At 57.1% G+C, this 21,730-nt stretch carries 12 protein-coding genes; 4 read left to right on the top strand and 8 right to left on the bottom strand.

Annotation, left to right across the window (positions count from 1 at the left end):
• Positions 1-52 precede the first annotated feature (52 nt).
• Positions 53-940 carry an NAD(P)/FAD-dependent oxidoreductase gene (locus AC6CIA_RS00060; RefSeq protein WP_498310059.1) on the bottom strand — a complete coding sequence of 296 codons (888 nt, stop codon included), beginning with the start codon at positions 938-940 and terminating at the stop codon, positions 53-55.
• A gap of 148 nt (positions 941-1,088) precedes the next feature.
• Between AC6CIA_RS00060 and AC6CIA_RS00055 the strand changes: the two genes are divergently transcribed.
• Positions 1,089-1,538 carry an Rrf2 family transcriptional regulator gene (locus AC6CIA_RS00055; RefSeq protein ID WP_498310058.1) on the top strand — a complete coding sequence of 150 codons (450 nt, stop codon included), beginning with the start codon at positions 1,089-1,091 and terminating at the stop codon, positions 1,536-1,538.
• Here AC6CIA_RS00055 and AC6CIA_RS00050 read toward each other — a convergent pair.
• Positions 1,535-2,128: an NUDIX domain-containing protein gene (locus AC6CIA_RS00050; RefSeq protein WP_498310057.1), complete on the bottom strand. Its 594-nt coding sequence runs from the start codon at positions 2,126-2,128 to the stop codon at positions 1,535-1,537. The genes AC6CIA_RS00055 and AC6CIA_RS00050 overlap by 4 nt on opposite strands.
• Positions 2,129-2,510: 382 nt before the next feature.
• On the opposite strand from AC6CIA_RS00050, the gene AC6CIA_RS00045 reads away from it, so the two are divergent.
• Complete coding sequence (locus tag AC6CIA_RS00045; protein WP_498310056.1) at positions 2,511-3,077, top strand: type 1 glutamine amidotransferase domain-containing protein; 567 nt, start codon at positions 2,511-2,513, stop codon at positions 3,075-3,077.
• Between the two features lie 51 nt (positions 3,078-3,128).
• Here the strand turns inward: AC6CIA_RS00045 and AC6CIA_RS00040 are convergent, their stop codons facing one another.
• Positions 3,129-3,350: a PLD nuclease N-terminal domain-containing protein gene (locus tag AC6CIA_RS00040; protein ID WP_339531368.1), complete on the bottom strand. Its 222-nt coding sequence runs from the start codon at positions 3,348-3,350 to the stop codon at positions 3,129-3,131.
• Positions 3,351-3,560: 210 nt separating this feature from the next.
• On the bottom strand, positions 3,561-8,366 hold the full coding sequence (locus AC6CIA_RS00035; RefSeq protein WP_498310055.1) for an NEL-type E3 ubiquitin ligase domain-containing protein: 4,806 nt from the start codon (positions 8,364-8,366) through the stop codon (positions 3,561-3,563).
• A 245-nt stretch (positions 8,367-8,611) separates the two neighbouring features.
• On the opposite strand from AC6CIA_RS00035, the gene AC6CIA_RS00030 reads away from it, so the two are divergent.
• On the top strand, positions 8,612-15,130 hold the full coding sequence (locus AC6CIA_RS00030; protein ID WP_498310054.1) for an NEL-type E3 ubiquitin ligase domain-containing protein: 6,519 nt from the start codon (positions 8,612-8,614) through the stop codon (positions 15,128-15,130).
• A gap of 140 nt (positions 15,131-15,270) precedes the next feature.
• Positions 15,271-16,419 carry a MalY/PatB family protein gene (locus tag AC6CIA_RS00025; protein ID WP_498310053.1) on the top strand — a complete coding sequence of 383 codons (1,149 nt, stop codon included), beginning with the start codon at positions 15,271-15,273 and terminating at the stop codon, positions 16,417-16,419.
• A 66-nt stretch (positions 16,420-16,485) separates the two neighbouring features.
• Here the strand turns inward: AC6CIA_RS00025 and AC6CIA_RS00020 are convergent, their stop codons facing one another.
• The 4 genes from AC6CIA_RS00020 to AC6CIA_RS00005 all read right to left on the bottom strand — a co-directional run bounded on the left by AC6CIA_RS00020 (position 16,486) and on the right by AC6CIA_RS00005 (position 21,254).
• A complete protein-coding gene (locus AC6CIA_RS00020; RefSeq protein WP_498310052.1) occupies positions 16,486-18,876 on the bottom strand; it encodes a TonB-dependent siderophore receptor in 2,391 nt (796 codons plus the stop codon).
• Between the two features lie 180 nt (positions 18,877-19,056).
• Positions 19,057-19,992: a FecR domain-containing protein gene (locus AC6CIA_RS00015; RefSeq protein ID WP_498310051.1), complete on the bottom strand. Its 936-nt coding sequence runs from the start codon at positions 19,990-19,992 to the stop codon at positions 19,057-19,059.
• Positions 19,989-20,507 carry a sigma-70 family RNA polymerase sigma factor gene (locus tag AC6CIA_RS00010; protein ID WP_498310050.1) on the bottom strand — a complete coding sequence of 173 codons (519 nt, stop codon included), beginning with the start codon at positions 20,505-20,507 and terminating at the stop codon, positions 19,989-19,991. Before AC6CIA_RS00010 ends, AC6CIA_RS00015 begins: the two co-directional genes overlap by 4 nt.
• 126 nt (positions 20,508-20,633) lie before the next feature.
• Positions 20,634-21,254, bottom strand: a complete 621-nt coding sequence (locus tag AC6CIA_RS00005) for an LbetaH domain-containing protein (protein WP_498310049.1) — start codon at positions 21,252-21,254, stop codon at positions 20,634-20,636.
• Between the last annotated feature and the right edge of the window lie 476 nt (positions 21,255-21,730).

Raw genomic sequence — 21,730 nt, 5'->3', positions numbered from 1 at the left:
ACGCTCGCTCACGCACCTTTACAGGGTGCCAGCGAGCGTCAATCAGGCCACCTCATCCCATGATCAATGATTGGTGTGCCCCCACTCCGGCCCGTACGCCCTCGCCCACCGCCAGCGCCACCGAGCCAGCGGCAATCGCCGCGTCACCGCAGGCAAACACACCGGGCACGGTGGTTTGGCGGGTTTCCCCGGTCTGGATAAACAAGCCCATCGGTCCCTCGTTAAATTCACAGCCCAACTGTTCGGCCAGCGGGCTGGCCATGCGGGTGCGAGGCATCGTGAACAAGCCATCCAAAGGCACGACCCGACCATCCTCCAGTTCGACATCCGCCCGCTCGCCAGCGATCTGGCGCACGGCGGCACTTTCCACCGTAACACCGCGTCGTTCCAGTTGCGCCTGTTGCTCGGCGTCCGGCACAAACACGCCATTGGTGAACAACGTGGTGGTCCCCCAATCCGGCAGCATCAGCGCGTGGTGCATCGATAACGCCGAGGTAGCGAGCACGCCGATACGGCCTTGATCCAGTTCATAGCCATGGCAGTAAGGACAATGGAACACACTGCGCCCCCAACGTTCGGCCAGCCCCTCGACGTTCGGCAAATCATCCACCACGCCGGTCGCGAGGACCAGGCGACGCGTATCGAATGCGCCACTGTGTAACGTGCGTATCGAGAAACCCGCCTGCGCGGATTGCGCCTGCACAGCGCTGTCCTTCACCCAGCGAACCGTTGGATATTCCATCAACTGTGCCCGCCCTTCCGCGGCGATCACACCGGGCGCTTCGCCATCCTGGCCAAGGAAACCGTGGGAAGTGGCGGCAAACCGATTACGCCGCTGCCCCGCATCGATCACCAGCACCTGACGGCGGGCGCGAGCCAGTTGCAAACCCGCAGAAAGACCGGCATAGCTGCCGCCCACGATGATGACGTCGTAAACCATGAGAATGACCTCTCTGTTCGCCTTTGAGGTTCAAAGGCTTTCACGACACACCATAAGTTACATAAAAATACGTCGTCAATAGTCTCGCAACTTAAATCGTTACGAACGATACTGACTGGCGCCCCGCCTTACCATTCACGAGACCCCGATGAGAAACGACACCCGACTTTCGCGCATGCTCCACGTCCTGATCCACATGGACCGACACGATCAGCGGACGACCTCGGACACCCTCGCGCAGATGCTCGGCACCAACCCGGTGGTAGTACGCCGCACCATGGGCCTGCTCAAGCAAAACGGTTATGTGCGCTCCGAAAAGGGCCATCAGGGCGGCTGGACCCTGGGCAAGCCGTTGAGCGATATCACCCTGCTGGACATTCACCGCGCGCTCGGCACGCCGTCGATCTTTGCCATTGGACTGTCCACCGACCATCCGCAGTGCCTGGTGGAACAGGCCGTCAACGCGGCGCTGACCCAGGCGTTTGATGACGCCCAGGCGTTACTGCTGCAGCGTCTGGGCAACGTTACCCTGGCGCAGTTGGCGGATGATTTCGATGAGCGTTACCGGGTCGCCGTCACGCCTGCGCCCTGCGCCTAGTCGGTCAGGGCTGCCTTGAGCAACCGCAATTCAAGGTATTGCAGCAGCATGATGGTCTTGCCGTCGACAATCTCGCCACGCGCCACCATGGCAATGGCCTCATCGACCCCCAACTCCAGCACTTCAATGTCTTCGCCCTCATCTTCCAGCCCGCCGCCCTCGCTTACGCGATCGCCAGGCTGATATTCGCCAAGGAAGAAGTGAATGCGTTCGGTCACGGAGCCAGGGCTCATGAACGCCGAGTAGATTTTCTCCACATGACCGACCCGGTAACCGGTTTCTTCCTCGGCTTCCAGGCGAATGCGTTCTTCGGGGCTGGCGTTGTCCAGCAGGCCGGCGGCGGTTTCAATCAGGTAGCCGTCGTGATCATTGACGAAGGTCGGCATGCGGAACTGGCGAATCAGCAGTACCGTACGCCGCTCGGCGTTGTACAGCAGAATAGTCGCGCCGTTGCCGCGGTCATACACCTCACGGGTCTGGGCTTGCCAACGACCATCGCGACGGCGCAAATCGAAACTGTATTTTTTCAGCAGGTACCAGTTATCCGCGAGCAGTTCCTCGGCATTGATACGTACGGGGCTGTTGTCCATGGGCAATCCTTGAGCGTGGAAGGTGGAGCATGTCGGGGCTGGCCTGCCAGCGTCAAGTTGGCAACTGCACGGGTGTCCACCTGCCCCACGGCACCTGAACGCGACACGTAATCCAGCACTGGCTTTTCCTCTGCACGTCAAGCGCAAGCCCAGCGAATCGGGGCCTGCAGCTGAACCTGATCAAATATTGACCTGCCGCGAAATCGCCCTTCCCGTCGGGTTCACCTCGGGTTATCCACAGAGATACCCACGGTTTTCGTGGACAACTCTTTGTTGCTCCGATGGTTTTTTATCGGGGAAATGCCTGATTAATTTAAACCTTTTGCCGCCGCGCGCCTCAACCCCCTAGTACCCCGACAAACCCACCAGGAGAACACTGATCATGAGTTCACAACTGCACGGCAAGAAAATTCTGATCATCACTTCCAACACCGGCATCGAACGGGATGAATTGCTGCAACCGCTGCACACCTTGCGCGACGCCGGCGCCACCGTGACCCATGCCTCAAGCGAAGGCGGTACCACCCAGACTTTTCTCCATGACACCGAGAAAGACCAAACCGTGGAATCCGATGCCAAGCTTTCGGACCTGCTGGGCAGCGATTTCGATGCCTTGGTGATCCCAGGCGGCACCGTGAACGCAGATACATTGCGTCAGGATCCGGGCGCGTTGCGCTTGATCAATGACTTCGTCAAATCCGGCAAAATCATCGCCGCCATCTGCCACGGGCCCTGGACCTTGATTGACGCCGGAGTGGTCACCGGCAAAACCCTCACGTCGTATAAAAGTGTGCGTATCGATCTGGTCAATGCCGGTGCCGCTGATTGGGTGGATGCCGAGGTCAAGGCGTGTCAGGCCAATGGCTGGACGCTGATCACCTCACGCACACCGGACGATCTGCCGGCATTCAACCAAGCGATCTCCAAGGCCTTGGCCGCTAACACATAACGCCAAGTTACTGTGGGAGCTGGCAGCTCCCACAGCGCGCTTTCGTTGCACTCAATGCTTGCCGTGCTCGACGCCGGTGTCGGCCTTGACCACCGCTTTCGGCCCGGTGAGCGCCCACAGGATCAACCCCAGCAGCGGTACGAAGACAATCACCACCACCCACAGCATCTTGGTCTCCGCACGGCTCCCACTGCGCAATACACAATTAATCGCCCATAACTCAACCAGCACCAACAGCGCGGCCAAAATGATCCAGATGTATTCGATTTGCATGGTTCACCTCCTGAGGTCTTGTGCGTTAGGTCAAGCAATCGACGCGAGGGTTCACTTCAATTGCCAACGGCGGCTCAAACAGGACAATGCTGTTCATTCAAGAACGTCGCAGGCGCCACGTTTATCTAGGTAACACGCGTTATCGTTAACGTTTTTCGCGGGCAAGCCCGCCCCTACATGAGTGGTCGCTATTTGCTTGACTGCCAGCGCCTACGCAAGCGGCAAAGTGCCTGGAAGATAAGTACTGGTTTTTTCCAGATACCACTGATCGATAGCCTCCTCCATACGCCTGCGCACACCGCTGGCTTCATTTAAATAACGCTCGCTGGACATATCTGGAGAACGTCTCAGCAAGCCATTCAGCTCCTCGTAAAAAGGGCCGGTGCGCGTGTTGAGTTCAGCCTTGTGCGCGCTTGCCACATAATCACGCCAAAAGTCCCGGGTACTGACATAGCGCTGTAACTCGGGCGAATTTTCCGCCATTTCGACGCGACTTTTGGCCACCTTCAAATCTGCTGGAGACACACCGGCCAACGACTTGAACTGCATGCTCCAGGGCTGCCCCGGCAAGTCGAGGGTTTGCGCAAGGCCGACTCGATACGCCAGGTGCACTTCCAATTCGTCAAGGGCGGGACCGCCGCTTTCCAGGCTGGCACTGTAATGCTCAGCCGCTATTTTTTGCGCTTGATCCAACCGGAACAAGCGTCTGGCCAGGTTGATCAGCTTGATCAGCTCGTCTTTGCCCGGCGAACTGTGTGCCGTGACGCGGGCCAGCTCGACTTGAACCTCCAATGCACTGAACGTAAGCGCTACGCTGTCGGTGCAGCTACGGGGCGAGGCGGCAAGGTCGAATAAATCCTGGCGCAGGGTGCTGCTTTGCGTCGCCGACTCAATCATTTCCCACACACGACGACTCAAATCCTGGCGCACGCTTTGAGCATCGGCGGTGACGGTCAGTCGGCTTAACACCACAAAAAAATCATCCGCGGTGGGATCGGCCTGCAATTGATTCCACAGGAGTTCGCGCTGCCTTGCTTCAGAACCGGTGACTCCCCCTGTCCAGAATTCAAAGGCCGCGGCTTGCGTCAGGAGTTCTTCGCTGCGTATACCCATGCTGCTACCGCCTTGCAGGATTGAGCGCGCAAGACGTAAACGACTGGCAGCTGACAACGGATTTCCCGACAGGGTGATATTAAAACTGAGCGATGTGGGTGCCTGAAAAATCTGTTCCGGAATCTCCACAATTGCGTTATCACGCAAGTCGGCACTTTGCAGTAAGGGGCGAGTAATCAATCCGGGTGGCCATTCTTCGATCAAGGTACGTCGCAGTGACACCCGACGTAACTTGGGCAGTAAACTCAGGTCCAGCAAAGGCCCGATCAAGTTGTCGTTCAAGTTGAGCGTTTCGAGCTCGCCGAGCTGATTGATCACCTTGATGTCTTCGCTCTTGAGGTGCAACAAGTTACGCGCCATCGACAATCGACGCAGGCTCGGCATTTGACTGAGTTGATGAGGCAGATGCGTCATCCGATTGTTATCCATCTCAAGCTTGGTCAGGCTGGGGAAATGACTCAAGAAGTTGTCGGCTGTATCCCTGCAATTCAGGTTGCTCAAACTCAATTCATGAATGTGACTCAGGCGGATATTCGCCGGCAACACCGGTAAATTACCCACGCGTAACCCATCAAGGTTCAGGCCGTAGACCTCCTCACCCGTTGCCCACGGGATGTGCTCGGGATTGCGCTGCCAGGCCTGCAAGATCACGTGACCCATTTCAAACCGACCTTCTGCATAGTCATAGACTGTATCTGCGAGGGGCATTTCTATCATTGTTGCGTCTAACCAATCCTGCAAACTTTCCACCAAGGCTCTACGTTCGCGCTTACGCCCGCGGATGACACTCAATGGATCGAGCCCGCGCTCGACCAAAGCGTCGAGGTATTCCACCACCTGCTCATCGGTAAAACCCGGGTATAAGACCCTTACCCGTCGCTGCAATCCGCGTTGATATCTGATAGAGCTCAATCCGCATAAGGGGTAACCCACTCGACCGTCAGGCATGCGGCTCGGCGCCCTGAAACCCCGGTTGAGGCGTTGCATGCCCAGCACGCGTGCGCATTCATCCCGGTCTTTGAGGGCTATTTCAGCCAGCGCTTCAGTAAAGCTCTCTACATCCGCTGACAACGGCGATTGCACCGCGGGCAACGCTGACAGTAGCGCTTCAAACAGACCCGCTTCGCTCCCAGGCACGGCGCGGTACAGCTGATCTTCGGCCTGATAGCGACGATAGCGGTGCGCTGTTTTCACCAGCACCTGCGGATGACTTGAGCTTGCATCACCCCAGCGACACAGCACGTTGCCCACGACCGAGTGTTCACGCACCTCCAACTGCAGATCAGCGGGCCACCCGGGCAGTCGGAGCGAAAAATGTCGCGTGAGTGTCAAGGTGTCGGGGTTATCCAGGCTCTGCAGGTAAAAACCTTCGAAGGCGCGATTGAGCCGCACATCATGGAGGTGCAAGCGCGCATGCTCGGCGAGGGTCAACGGCACCTTGGCAGCACGAAGCGATAGCAACTCCTGCTCATTGGCGGTCTCGGCCAGGCTTTGTGCAACTCTTTTTGGCAACCCGGGAAAGGTACGTTCCAGCGCGTGTGTTTCCTCCATGGAGGACAGGTTAAAACGCTCATATAACCCTTCGAACAACTGCCATCGTTGTTGCTGGGCTTGGTCACCGAGCATTCGAACCAGTGCGTACAATAATACGGCGTCGTTGGTGCCATCCTCTGTAGCCAGCAGCACCTGACGCTGCTCCGCAGAAAGTTTCTCAAGAACGCTTTCAAGTACTCGACCTTGTTTGAGTACAGTCTCGGGCAGCTCAATGCGGGAGGTGGTAGCCCATTGCTCATGACCGTAGTGGCTGATGTTCTGCGACGCCCGCGCCCTCACCTGCAACCCTTTGCCCCGTGGCCATCGCGGCAACGACGGGAGCAGCCTGAGTTGCAGTTCTGCGGTTTCAGGATCGTTATGCAGACCTGCTCTCATATGGCTGATGAAACGGCTTATTTTTCGATCGATCACAAATCGCTCAAGCGTGTCGCGTAACAACAACGGCGGCGCCGAATGTTCAAGGTGCACACGTCGCATCACATTGTCGGAGGTATCAGTCAGCTTTTGCGCGCAGGTTAGCGCCCGCGGTTCAAGCTTGGAGACATCTCGCCCCAAGCGCCCTATCAAGGTCGAACTGCCTTGCCACTCCAAAGGCCATTCATGGGCATGCTGCCAAGCACCTTGTTGGTTATGCAGCAACGCAGGCTGGAACGCGGTGATACGGTTGGGATGAACCGTGCGCCATTGTTTAAGCGCCTGATCAAACCTCACTTGATAGGTTTTTCCGTCCACTTCGACATAGCGTTTGCCATCAACGGTGATGATGCCCCGAGCATCCGGTTCGTGCGACGGCCCGGGACTTGGGCTGGCTTCATAAGGTTCAAGGTTTTTGTTCCACAACCGTGCGCTACCGTCTTCCCGCAGAACAGGCTCGAACTCCTCTAAAAAAGCCTTGCTGGTCTGACTCAAGCGAATGACGGCTTTTTGCAGTACAACGCCGCCTACCGCGACCGCTGCCGTGAGCGCAATATCTTTAGCCACATTCAGAAAGTGTTCGCGCGCATGATCGATGTCACCATGAGCCCAACTTTCGACACCTTCAAACACTTCCCCGAGCATCTTCACGGCGGCCACCGCCAGCATCAGCGCACCCAGTTCGGGTACAAACAGCGCGGCGACATTCACCAGCGCCAATCCGACATTTTTATACAGCTGCCAGCGCCGCTCACGTTCTGCCGCATCCAGCACGCCCGTGGGTACCGCTAATTGTCGGGCGTCTGCAAACATGTTTTTGAGCTGCACCGACACCAGATACTGTGCGGGCGCCAGGTCCGTTACTGACGTGGTAAGAAAGAGATGCTCGGGCTTCTCGCTGACACGCTGGAGAAACGCCGGTTTGGCGTCGAGCGCAATAAAGCGTGTAAAAAACCCCAGGTACGTCGGATCCAATAAACGCCGCCTTAATTCAGCGGTCATCTGCGCCAGTGAAGCGTACTCACAAAACGGCGTCTTCGGATCATTGGGGATGTAGAGAATTACCCGATTGTCCGGATGCATCAGTACGGTATCGGAGGAAAACACAATGCTGCCGTCAACCCGAGTGTCCAGTATCGACAACGTACTTATAACGAGGGGTTTACCTTCCAGGTACACAGTCCCTTTGATCCCAGATCCTGAGTCGGGAACCAATAAGGCAATCAGCGTTTTATAAACCGGCTCACTGATTTTTTTACTCAGAAAAGCAATGTGCGCGTCCACCTGCATGTCATAGGTCTTGAGGCGCTGCAGGTTTTCATGCGTCGTCGATTGATCCGCGCTCAGCGTGACGGCCTCTGGGGTCGCCACGCCGAGGAATTGCTGTAAATAAAGCTGATACTTGAGCCCTAAATCCAGCGCGCGACAGGCTGCGGCAAATTCATAAGGTCGTACCGGGCTTGGCCGATCAGGCTGTGCGTCTTTAAGAATAGCGCTTTGGGGGTGCATGCCGCCCTCAAGCGTTTCATCAGCCGAGAAGTTTTGCAACGCCGCCCAGAGCAAGGTTTTTGGTTCGGCATGGGTCAAGTGTTTGTGCAACCTTGAAAACAGCGGTTCATAACCGTCGATATGCACATGCACTAACGACACGTAATCATGATGGACATCAAGTGCGCCCGGGAAACGACGCTCCAGTTCGGCAGACAATAACGGAGCGCAATATTGCTCGACACTTTCTAACTCGCCAAACTGCTTTCCGACCTTGACGTGATACTCATGACTGAGGGCCATTGATGACTTCAGCGCGTCAATCAGCTGAGGTTCAGCGTCCAACAACCACTTGGGCAGATGGCTGAGGGTTAATTCAAGGGGATCAAGATCACTGCGGGAAAGGTCGCGTGCGTCAAATTGAGGAAGCGGTTTTCGTAAGCTCATGGTTTATTTCGATATCAAGAGGTAAACCCCTAACCTATCGCAGCCCCTGAAACCCGCGCCCATAGATAGTTACGACATCGCGAAACCCATTACCTGTCATTTTTTGTACGTTCCAGGTCTGCATGAAGCGGTGATCGCTTATTGAATATCGAACCGTGTCGGCAGCGGGTGACAGCATCTATGTAACGCACAGAGTGGGTATATAACTGCGAGGTTAGTGCTTTCACTCTCTCGAGCAGTACATCATGTCGGAAAATTCAACGCTGTTTAATCCTTCAACCCAACTTCTGCTTTCATCCGAAACCTGGCAAATGCAAGAAGCGCTGCGTCACCTTCAGTCACAAGTTCGCAAAAATTTTGCCATGCTCAGCGATGCGCAACAGCGCGAATATGTGGTACTTGAACGCGCGGCAGTGAAGGCCCTGAAAGACGTCGAGAACGAAAGTGCTCGAATTACAAACACCTTCAAAAAACAGGGTCTGGCGCGTTTGATCGAAGCGCTCAAGACCGCCACCGGTCTAACCTTGGACCCCGAAAAAATGTTCATATCGACCCGTTACGGGGAAGTTATCGAGCGTCCTTCGCTGTGGGCCGTGACCAAAAAAAACCTGGGTATTGGGCGCCGCCGCAGAGCATTGGACGAATCAAGATTCAAATTGCATGTCAGCACGATGAGTGTGTGGCGTGCAGCCTGTCTTAACTTTGGTTACACCACTTCGTATGCAGACGTGACGGGGTTCAGCTATGAAACGGCCAGTACCCTGGGGGGTGAAAACGCAGAACATTTGTCAATCAAGACGTTCATTCGTATTTCGCGGGAGTTGGACCTGGGACAACAGCTGAAACGTGAAATCGAAGCATCGCTGAGTGCGGGAGGCACGTTGCGTACCCTGATAGAGGATGCCGCGAAGGTATGCATCAAATTTGAATTACTTGAAGCACTCAGGGATTCAAGCAATAGCGGTCTTACAGAACCGCTGTACGGCCGATATAAAAAAGCCCTTGAGCAGGGTCAGGCACAGATCATTCTAACGTCAAATGCCGCGGGAGGCGGCTCGTACTATCCACTGTTCCTTGTCCAGCTAGCCGATGAGAGCACGCATTTAAGCTATTTCCCGCAGCGCCGTGGCGGGGCATTTATTCTACACCACTCTTTCGCTGAGTCCCTGCAAGCCTTCAAGGCGCTGCTCAAGCAAAGCTATCAACAGGAAGACATGGGCTGGTTTACGAGCCAGCTCTCGCCGGCTCAGTTGTCGGCGTTTGAAAAACTGCGCAGCGTACCAAAGACGCAAGACCCGCAACGGTTCTTGCTGGCTCAAGCCATGCAATACGAACCCGTTCGTTACGCGTTCACCGACCAGAGCTTCGAGCGCATGCGTATTACCGGGCAACCCCTGGAATCGCGTTCGCCAAACCTTGCCGCCGTGGTCTCCACCCACCAGGCAGGCCGCTATCGTGAAGCATTGAGTTTACTCGCCAGTACGCGCTCGGAGGCCGACTGGAATGCGTTCAAAAACCATGCCATTCAAGTCGGCGGGGAAGTCCTTGAGCTATTGACGTTACCTCTACCAGGCGGCGTCTTGGGTTTGAACCGCATTATGCAGACCGCCCTATTCGGCTCTCTGGGTTATAGCTTGGTCAGTGGTAGCGTTGCACTTACCAAAGGCCAGCACGCGGAGCTTGCCTCTGCGTTGGCGGATTGCCTGGACTTGGTCATCAGCTTGCGTTTGTCACTGACAGCCAGTCGCTTGCACAGCCAGCGCATGAGGGAGCTGTGGCATAAGCTGGATAAACCGCAACGGGTCATGCGCGAGGACGGTCAACAAGAATTGTGGACGCCGACCATCGAACCCTATGAAAAAGTTGACGTGTTATTACTTGATGGCCTTACCCCGAATGATCAAGGCATTTATCAAGTGGGTGAATACTCGTACGTAAAACTCAGTACGCAGGAGCAACAGGTTGCCGTACAAGTGGTGTATGACGACAAGCGCAAAGCGTTCACCCTGGTCGCGTCAAACCCTGCTCTCTACTGTCCCTGCGTGGCGTTTGATGTAAACGTGCAACGCTGGCATCTGCTGGTCGAGAACATCCACACGTTATCCGACATTGATCTGTTGCAGCGAATGCTGCCGGCCAATTCAAAGCCATTCTCCCGCACCCAACTCACCAAAATGCTGAAAAGTACCGGTATCACACATGATGTCCTGAAAAAGGTGTGGGACGGCCAGCCGGCGCCGGCGCATCTGCTGGAGGGAGTGCGCCGGTTGCACATCGACAAGGTCATCGAGCATTTGACCGACGACTTCACTCAGCAGGATCAGATGCCGCATCTGATGCATGAAGTGGTATTCGGTCTGTTAACGCAACTGGACAGTTGGCCCGATCACTCCACCTTGAATGTGTGGGATGCCGATGGCGGCTTGATTGAATCGTACACCCGCAAGGGCGATATACACGGATTGCCTACGGTGGTGAGTATCAAGCGTCAGGCGGATGGCACTTATACAGCATTGGATGACCGCGGCCTGAGGGAAACCACAAGCGACCCGTTGTTCCGAGTCATATTGAGACAACTGCCCGAATCCTCATTGTTAGGCCGCGAAGATAATAAAAACCGCAGCGAAAGTGCTCGGATTGCGGTGATACGCGAGCACATTGCGACACTCGCCAGAGCCGAGCGAATAACCCTGCGCGAGACGCTATATAACCTCGAAGGTTTGACCCGGGATCACCCCTGGGCGATTAATAGCGAGAGCGGAAAATTCCTGCCCAACCAACGCGCTGTCGACAACAGCCCGTTCAGCCAGACATTGAATAGCTTCAGAATGTTTTTCAGCGGTTTGTCTGAGGTGGGTGCGCGCGAGATATTACGCAATCACCCTCTCTCCGAGGCGGACAGCACTGCGCTGCGCCAACAACTTAAATTGCCGAACCAGTATTTCAGCCTGGCGCAGAAGTATCTGGAAACAGAGCAAGTCAACCGAGCCATTGATAGCATCTATCATCCACGTCGTTACAATCAGGAGTATGACCTCTGGGCCAGAACCTTTGCTGCACAACAGTTGGATATCAAATTGGACAGGTCGCTGATCATTACCCAGCGCTCACAGGAAGACTTGTATAAGCCGTATCAGCGGATAGGCGCGGATGATCGAACGATCGTCCTCGAGCATTTAGGTGACGAGCGTTATCAAGTGGCCCCGCCTCACTCTTCAACCCTGCAAGCGGTGCCTGATAATACCGATAGTTTTTATCTGGCAATCAGCGACGTCCTGACTCCCGAAGAACGGACGTTGATGGGCATGGGCAGTCCGGCTGATATCAGCGGCTTGCGAACCACATTGGGTAACGCCGCTTCGGCCCAACGTTTACCCAGTGGCGAATCACACTTGGATCAGGCGCCGTTATTGGCCTATGAGAGTAATGTGATTCTGCCCGCCGGACTCAGGCCCGATGCCCTGGGTATTTACCAGGTTGACGGCAAGCAATACCTGCCACTGGATGGGCGCATATTTCAGATCGAATACGATACTGCTGAAAAACGCTTCACGTTAAAACACCCGAGAGGCGAGCAGGAAAACCAGCCGGTCCTGGAACATAACTCGGCAGGCGCATGGCGTCGTGTGACAGAGGAGCCGCTGGTGTGGCCAGTGACAAAACTGTTCCGCCGCTTGAGCAATCAGCTTTATAACTTTTCCAACGAGGTCATCAGCCACGTTCTGGCGATCACCGGAGTCCGGGCCAGCGCCTTGCGCTATGTACACAGAAACAATGTGACCGCGCCGGTGTACCTGCTCGATACCTGCAAGCGCTTCAAGGTGCTGGACGACATTGATGTATTTATCGAACAGATGCGTTACTACCCGAGCGGCACGCAACAGGATTCAAATATTCAGTTGTGGGGTTTGACCAACCTCAAGGATTTTTTTGCTGACGCCCAATTGAACATAGTTGACGCTCAGGGGCGCGTCGTGGGTACGTACGGTGGATCAGAAAGTGCCCCCTTTTCCACTATCAGTCTGACCCGCGAAGAGATGGATGGCCCTGATTTCTTGACATTGATCGTCGAGCGTTCGAACGCCCAGCATATGGAAAACGTGTTGGGCGAAACCGGCCTGACAATCGAGCAGCAAATCGTGAAGTTGGCCAGAAAAATCGCCGACACGGTTGAAAGCACAAAACTCAAACTTTTCGAACGGCTTTACCGGCAGCGGGAGTTCAGCCATGACCCGGACATTTCAGCCCTCGCCGCAAAGTACCCGCAGCTGCCCGTCAGTGTGATCGAGTGCATGCTCAAACAATCCACTCAGCTAGAACGGCAAACCTTGAAAGAAGGGGTTGTGCCTTTCAGGGTCGCAGAACACATCGAGTGGGTGCAGAAAGAAGTGGAACTCAATCGGGCGCTGGAAGGGCTCTATAAAGACACGCTGGCGAGTGCGGAAAGCACCCACTTGTTATTGCATGAGGTGGTCTCCCAGCCCGGCTGGCCTGTGGATACACGGTTGGACGTATTTGAAAATAGCGTCACTGAAACGCCCCTTCTAAGTGTCGGGAATACACACAGCGACCAGCGTAAAATCCTGCTGAAAAAAGGCAGTCACTACTTTGCTTGCAACGAGCAAGGTGAAATATTGAATCAGTTGCCCACACAAGGCGATAACTTGCTGGAATCCGTATGGACGCTATTAAATCCCGCTGAACGAACGGCCATGAAGGTCAACAGCAAAGAAGACCTGCCTGAGCTCAAGCAAGCGCTGGTAACAAACGCCGCTGAAAAACGTGATATTTCAAAAGCCGTGCTCGGCAAAAAGGTATTGCCTGAATGGTTATCTCCACCCATGAAGGTGGATATATCATTCATCGCCTACCCCTCATCCATCCGAGGTTTTTTCTCCCGCGTCGCGAATTGGGTCCACCCCAGCGAGCAACTTCAGAAAGCCATGGCACTGTACCCCAGCTTCAGTATCGAGCAAGCCAATAGCTTTGTACGCTCACTCAATCTGTCCGGACCTCAACTGATTGTCGAGCTGGAGCGCAGAAGGGTTGAATATGACACGCTGGTCGCACAGCTCAACGCCTGGCGGGATTCGGCCGAAGGACCAAGGACAATATTTACTCGAAACGATCGGGTCCGCATGAAACAGGAAATTCTCAAGGCCTGGCGTCGCGAGACTGAATTGTTCTTCGATGACAGCGGTGCCGAGCTGGGTTACATCCTGCGCTTGGAATGCACTCAATATGCTGAAATTCCGACGTTTCTGAGTGGCGACTTCAATCATATTGCGAGCCTTGAAATTTCGCGCCCCTCGCATCCCGAAACACGTCAAGTCGATCGTACTGAAGACTATGAAAACTTTTTGCGACTGTTCAGTAAGTTAAAAGTCCTGACCATTGACCATGCACACCTCAGCCGTATCCCCACGTCCATTGCCGACATGCGCGAATTGAGGTATCTGGACTTGGCGGACGGCGGCATCCCTATCGATCAGGCGAGTATGAATAGAGTGATGGGGCTGAGCCATCTGGAATATCTGGTGTTGCAAGGTAACCCCCTTAGCGTCACGCCCGACATTCGTCCCCTGGCGCATTTGACTCATCTGAACTTACGCGCCACGGGCATCCAACATTGGCCGATCGGCGCAGAGACGCAAACGCGTTTGCAACATTTGGATTTGCGAGAAAACCAGCTCCAGAGTATCCCGACCTCCTTGTTCAACAACGCCGATATGATGCGAACCAATCGTGCCACCTATTTGCATGGTAACCCGTTCAATGCGATCAGCCTCTCGAGGCTGGCTGAGTTTCGGCGTGTCGATAGCTTCGAGCTGGGTGGACGCCTGCCGGGCACGACTCACCAGGCGAGGGCTGATAATCCGGTGGAGAGCTGGTTGTCAGGCATCCCGATAACCGAGATCAATGATTGGCGCCACACGTGGTTCAATCTCAGGATAGAAGAAGCGGCAACCCCGTCATCAAGTGATCTGCTGAGGCTGCTGAACGATTTGACCTGGTCAGCCGACTACACACACAGCAGTGAATCCAGAATCGCCTTGACTCAGCGCGTCAGGCGTCTGCTGCTGGCTATTGCGCGCTCTACCGAATTGCGCGCAGAGGTGTACAAAAAAGCCTATGGCGAAGGCACGTGCGGAGACGGCGCAATCCTGATGTTTAACAAGCTTGAAGTCTTGGGGCAGATTTCAGCCACTTCAGTGCTGGCCGATCAAAATGCCGCAGAGAAAGAGCTGCTGAGACTGGCAGAAGGCTTGTTTTTCCTGAGCAAAGTGGATCGCTTGGCGGAACGTAAAGCCTACCAGTTACTGCAGCAGAATTCCTCGGTCGACACGATTGAAGTAGTGCTGTATTACCGGGTCAAGTTGAAAAAAGCGTTCAACCTGCCGCTGCAGCCTGACAAAATGTTATTTGAATCGCTGGTCGAACGCTATGACCCAAACATAAAAGGCGATATAGAACTGGCGCAAACCGAGTTGGAAAAATTGCGCAAGAGCCCAGTATTGCAGACGTATATTTTAAGCCGCTCGTTTTGGCACAGATTCCTGAAGAACAAATACAGCACGCAATTCGAGGCGATCGATTCCGATGCACAGCAAAAGACAGCGGAAGTAAAACGCCTGCATCCGGACGTTCAATCGGATGAGTACTTTGACGCATTACAGGCGGTGATTGATGAGAAAGACGCGGCGTTGAGAGCGCTTATAGAACAACTGACATTCAGCGCGCAACACAGCACGGCGGCAGTTTAATCTCAACTCGGGCACCTCGAATAAATCCCGAGCGTTGCTGAGGGCGTCTCGGGCCGCTTGATAATCAGCGCTGGCGTGGCAGTGGTATGCGGTTAGAATCAGCCTCATTTGTCGCCAGCCTTCCTGACACGAGCGCCCTCATGAGCTTTGATTTCGATACGATTCACCCGCGTTTCGGTACCGGCAGCACCAAGTGGAGTCGCTACCCCGAAGACGTTCTGCCGATGTGGATTGCCGACATGGACATCGCTGCGCCACCCGCGATCCTTGAGGCGCTGCACCAGCGCCTGGACCAACGGATGCTCGGTTACAGCGTGGCCCGCGCGCAAGTGCGCGAGGCGATTGTTGCCGATCTTTGGCACAAGTACGCCTGGCGCGTGCAACCCGATGAATTGCTGTTCCTGCCCGGGGTGGAACCGGGCTTCAACATGGCCTTGAACGCCTTTGTCAGGCCGGGCCAGTCGGTGGTATTGCAAACGCCCAACTATGCACCCTTGCGCCACGCGGCGGGCAACTGGGATTTGCCGAAGATCGAGGTCCCGTTTGAACTGAGCAATCAAGGCGAATACCTGACGCCCCTGCCAGCCTTGCGCCAGGCATTGGAGGGTGCGGGCGCCCTGCTGCTGAGCAATCCTCACAATCCGATCGGCAAGGTGTTCCCCCGTGAAGAATTGCTCGCCGTCGCCACCGCGTGCCTGGAGCACGGCGCACTGATCATCTCCGATGAAATTCACGCCGAGCTGTGTTTTGATGGCCGCCGCCACATCCCCACCGCATCCCTGAGTCCGGAGATTGCGCGGCGCACCATTACCCTGATGTCGGCGAGCAAGGCCTATAACGTCGCGGGTTTGAAAACCTGCTTTGCCGTGGTCCAGGACGCCGCTATTCGCGAACGCTTCAACAAGGCACGCCGTGGCATGGTCGACAGCGTCAGCCCACTCGGCCTGGAAGCCACCTGGGCCGCCTACAGTCAATGCGGCGCGTGGCTGCAAGCGCTGGTCGCGTACCTGCAAGACAATCGCGACTACCTGGTGGATGCAGTGCAAAAACGCTTGCCGGGCGTGGTGATGCATGCCCCTCAAGGCACCTACCTGGCGTGGCTGGATTGCAGCGCACTGGGGCTGAGTGACCCGCAGCAATTTTTCCTCGAACAGGCCAAGGTCGGCTTGAGTGCCGGCCTGGAATTCGCTGACGACAGCCAACAGTTCGTGCGCTTGAACTTCGGCTGTCCGAGGGCGATGCTCGAAGAAGGCATTGCGCGCATGCAACGCAGCTTGCTCAACTGCTGAATGATCGCGGCGCGTGCCGATCGTTGCCACAGTCGGGCAACGATCAGCTCGCCGCACTGGCCGTGATCAAAAGCCGATGGTGGCCGAGACCAGCCAGGTGCGCGGCGTCGACAGGGTCAGGCCTGGAGCGCTGTCACTGGACGTGGCCGCCGAGGCCCAATAGGGGGTGTCCAGTACGTTCTCCACGGTGGCGCGCAGGGTCACCGGCTTTTCGTCCAGCTTGAAGCTGTAACGTGCGCCCAGGTCGTAGCGTTCCCAACCGTCGATTTTCTGCTGGTTGGCGGCGTCCAGGTACTGTGCACCGGTGTGGATGGCGCGGGCAGTCAGGGTCAAGCCTTGCAGATGCTCGATGTCCCATTCGGCACCGAGGTTGACGTTGGCCACTGGCGCGCCGGTGCCGCGCTTGCCATCCGTCAGGCCTTGGGCTGTCTGGGTCTGCTCGCTGTCGAGCAGCATCACACCGCCGAGCAAACGCAGGCCTTGGGTGGGCTCCCCGAACAGGTTCAACTCCAGCCCCTGGTTGCGCAACTCGCCATTGGCGGTGAAGAAGCCCTCGGCGTCGATGCCATAGGCCGGTTGTTTGATCTGGAACACACTGGCGCTCATGCCGAAGCTGCCCAGGTCGTATTTGGCGCCGACTTCCACCTGCTTGCTTTTGGTCGGCGGGAAAATCGCATTTTCGTTACGTACCCCGCTCGAGGGCGCGGTTTCACCCTGGCTCAGGCCTTCCATGTAGTTGGTGTACAGAGACAGCTGATCGGTGACTTTCACCACCAGCCCCACGGCCGGCGACGTGGCTTGTTCGTCGTACGCCGGCTGGTCTTTGACACCGTTGCTCCAGGACGTCACCTGGACCTTTTGCACGCGTGCGCCGAGCGTCAGCAACACACGCTCATCCAGAAAGCTCAGGGTGTCCGCCAGCGCCAGGCTGGTGAAGCGGTTCTCGGTGTGGGTGCTGGTGTCCCAGCGCACGGCCTGGCCCGGGTGCGGTAACTCCACCGGGTTGTAGAGGTTGCTCCGGCCCGGGGTGTAGCGCTCGCCTGCGTTGTCGAAATCCATATTGAAACGGTTGAGACTGACGTTGATCGTGTGGCCTACCGCCCCGGTGTCGAACCAGCTGCGTGCGCCGAGCGTGACGGTCTTGACGTCTTCATCACGACGAAAACTGCGTGGCACCACCGTGAAGTCGCCATTGCTCTGGGTCGCCTGTACACCATGCCGCAGGAAGTCATAGTTGCCTTTGCGCGCCCCTGCGGCGGCGTAGATCATCAACGAATCGCTGACATCGAACTCACCGCGAACCGCACCAAAGGTGTCCTTGGTATGGGAATAAGTCCAGGACTGGGCGAAGTGGTCACGGATATCGCGAGCCTTGGGCATCACACTGCCCTTGGCGACTTCTACGCGTTCCTGCGGAGCGTCGGCCGTGCGCTCCTGACGTCCCAGGTCGAGGGACAGGCGCACGCGCTCCTTGCGAAAGTCCAGGCCGATCACGCTCATCTCCCGATCGACTGACTGGTGATCCCACTCGGTATCGCCGGACTGCTTCACGCCGTTGAAACGCACGCCAAACTGCTGTTCATCACCGAAACGCCGACCAATGTCCACCGCCCCGCCGAACTGACCGGCCGAGGCATAGCTGCCGGTGAACTCGGTCAGCGGCGCATCTGCTGCGCGCTTGGGTTCGATATTGATGCCGCCGCCGACACTGCCGCGCGGTGCGATACCACCGAGCAACGCACCAGGCCCCTTGAGGATATCGACCCGTTCGACCATTTCCATGTCGATGGCATACGTCGGTAGCACGCCATACAGGCCACCGTAAGACACGTCACTGTTAAACAGGCTGAAGCCGCGCACGGAAAACTGCTCGAAACGCCCTCCCGCCGGGTTGGTGATACGTACCGACGGATCACTGGCAACCATTTCACCGAGGGTGCGGGCCTGAAGGTTCTTCACCGCGTTGGCGGTGTAGGAGGTGAGATTGAACGGCGTGTCCATGAAGTCGCCCTCCCCCAGCAAGCCTTGGGCGCCTTTGCGCGTGACTTGGTCACCGGCATAGGTTTCGGTGAGCGGCGTGGTGCTGGCCCCGAGAATCGAGGTCGCCGGCAACTGGAGCGTGTCACTTTGCGCAGCGGGAATCAGGGTGTAGGCGCGATCCCCCACCGCCTGCAATTGCAGGCCCGAGCCCTGCAGCAGGCGCGCAAACCCTTCCTCGACGGCAAACTCACCGGAAATGCCGCGACTGCGCAGGCCGCTGACCAACGCCGGGTCCACCGACAGGTTGACCCCGGCCAAACCGGCAAACCGCGTCAAGGCGCTGTCCAGGCTGCCAGCCGGCACCTCATAACTGCGCCGGGCCGCGTCCCCGGCCCAACTCAGAGGCATACACAACGGGCTGGCACTCAGGCTCAGCAGCAGACTCAAACGCAGCAGCGATGGCGGGACGACGGGCATTAAAGGGCTCTCTGTTTTCGTTCACTTGCCTTGGATGACAGGCGAAACGAAAAAAAGGGACAGCCCTCAGACGAATACTCTAGGAGCGAGCTTGCTCGCGAAGAATTCGAGGCGCCGCGTTTATCCTGAATGCACGCGTTATCGTTAAGGTTTTTCGCGAGCAAGCTCGCTCCTACACAGTCAGGCCAGTTTTTTGTGCGGCGTCAATGTCACCCAATACCGCGTGCGCGAATGCACCTCCAGTGCCAGGGTCGAGGCCAGCAGGTGGAGGATGCGATCAGTGTCTTCCAGGCGATAACTGCCGGTAACGCGCAAGGTTTCCAGGCTCGGATCCCAGCGCAGGACGCCCGGGCGGTAGCGTTCCAACTCGCGCAAGAAATCGCCCAGCGGCTGGTCCCTGGCCGTCAATACACCGTCGCGCCAACCCAACTGAAAAGTATCGAACGGCGTCGGAGCACCGAGCCCCGCACGCTGCAAACGCGCTTGTTGTCCAGCACCGAGCGTGGTGGCTTGTCCGCGCGCGTCGCTCACCCGCACGCTGCCGGTGAGTACTGATGCCAGGCAGGCATTGGCGAACTGACGCACGCAGACTTCGGCCTGGCTGACAACGACCTGGCCAAAGCGCGTGTGCACGGTCAGCGCCGCCGCGCCTGGCACGGTCAGCGCCAACTCGCCCTCCAGCAAACCAATGCGGCGGCGCCCCAGGTCCACGTCCACCGCGCTGGCGGTGTTCAGTTGCAGCTGACTGCCATCGGCCAGCGGCACCTGTTTACGCTGGCCCGTGGCGGTATGCAGGTCGGCGCGCCAGACGTCCAGGGGCAACTGGCGGCCGAGCCACCACGCCGCCGGAACCAATGCCGCCACGCCGAGGGCGCGCTTGAGTACCGCACGGCGGCCGGGTGGCGGCCGATCAAGACTGGCCAACGCCAGGGAGGATGGCAAATCGGCAAAACGCTGGCGCAACATCTGCGCTTTTTGCCAGGCCTGTTCGTGTTGCGGATGACTGTCGCGCCATTGCTGCAAGCCGGCGTGATCATGCTCGGTGGCGCCACCGGATTCGAACAGCGCCAACCACTGCGCCGCCGCCCGTGCGACATCCGGTGCGGTACGGCTCACAGTTCCACCAACAGACAATGTTCATAGGCCTGGGCCATGTAACGCTTGACCGTGCGCTCGGAAACCTTGAGCCGCTCGGCAATCTCCCGATACCCCAGACCTTCCAACTGGCTCCAGAGAAACGCTCGACGTACCGCCGGCGGCAATCCATCGAGCAATTCATCCAAGGCCTGCAGGGTTTCCAGCAACAACCAGCGTTGCTCGGGAGACGGCACGCAGTCTTCCGGCAAGCGCGCCAAGGCATTCAGGTAAGCCTGCTCGAGGCTGCGACGCTGGTGAAAATTGACCAGCAAACGCTTGCCCACCGTCACCAGATAAGCCCGTGGTTCCTGCAATTGAGCAATCGGCTGGGCGCTGGCCAAGACCCGCAAAAACGTGTCCTGGCTAAGGTCGGCGGCGTCCCAGGCGTTGCCCAGCCGCCGCCGCAGCCAGCTTTCCAACCAACTGCGGTGATCGCGGTACAGCGTGTGGAGGCTCGGTTCTGTGGCGGGCGTTGGCAATACGGCATCAGTCATACAAGCGAACCCTGCGCGGCGCGAGCGAGTCTCAAATGAGATTCATTCTATTTAATATCCCGCCGGCATACCACGTTCTTTTGCAATCGACGCCTTATCAGGAGCGGTGCAGTTTATCGCTGACGGTCAAGCGTCCTGGGTTTCGCAATCGAACACCTGCCCACGCCGCACCACGCTGCCGGGCTTGAGTACAGCGCCCGGCGCCAATACCGCGTTGGCGCCGATCCGGCATTGGTCCCCCAGCAGCGCGCCGAATTTCTCGCAACCGGTGCGCTGTAAACGGCCGTCGAGGCGCACCTGTACCTCCTTGTCGGCCCGTTCGTTGCGATAGTTGGCGATGATGCTGCCCGCTTCGAGGTTGACCCCGTGTCCCAGCACCGAGTCACCGACAAAGTTGAAGTGAGCCAGCTTGCTGCCGCTGAAGATAAAGGAGGTTTTCAGTTCCGCGCCGGGGCCGATAATGCACTGCTGGTCCAGCCAGCAACCCCCTCGCAGATAGGCTCCAGCCGCAATAAAACAATGGGCGCCGATGATCAGCGGGCCCTTGAGCACCGCGCCGTCTTCGACCACTGCCGTGTGATGGATAGCAATTTCGTCGTGGATCGCATAATCGGCGGCGGGCAGCCTGGTGAGCATCTGGCGCACAATCGCCGGTGCCTGGGTAACCAGGGCCCAGGGTGCCAGATCGCTCCAGAGCGCCAGAGGCGAGCGAGAAAAGCCCTGAATATGATCGTCGAGTGTTATCAAGACCGCCGCCCCTTGTACGAATCAAAGAAGGTCGAAACGCTAACACTCCCTGTGCTGAATGTCAGTCAGACGCCGCCGATCAGAGCCTGTCGGCACGGATCGGCGCTTTATTCATGCCCTTGAACGCCTCATCAACATCAATGACTGCGTGTTTTCTGCGCGTTGACCACCCCAATCAAACACCATATAGTGTGCCGACACCAATAAATCACCACTACATAGTGTGCAAGAGTCCTTGATGCCGCCCACACTATGCGCAGCATTTCAATGCCTTGAAGCCTGCAAACCGCATATTTTTTGAACGGGACGACGAGTAGTCAGCCACCGTCAGGACAGACCAGGAAGGAGTATTTTCAATGCTGAGTTGGGATGAAGTCGATAACGAAGACACCGGTGCAGCGGTGATCAAGGGCGCCAACGCCGGCCACGCCACCGAAGCCAACATGGATCGCCTCGACGGTGCCGGCGCCGCCGCC

The organism is Pseudomonas sp. GQ91 (assembly GCF_059758795.1).
Note: the sequence above shows the minus strand (reverse complement) of the source record. Positions and strands in the feature narration are given on the sequence as shown.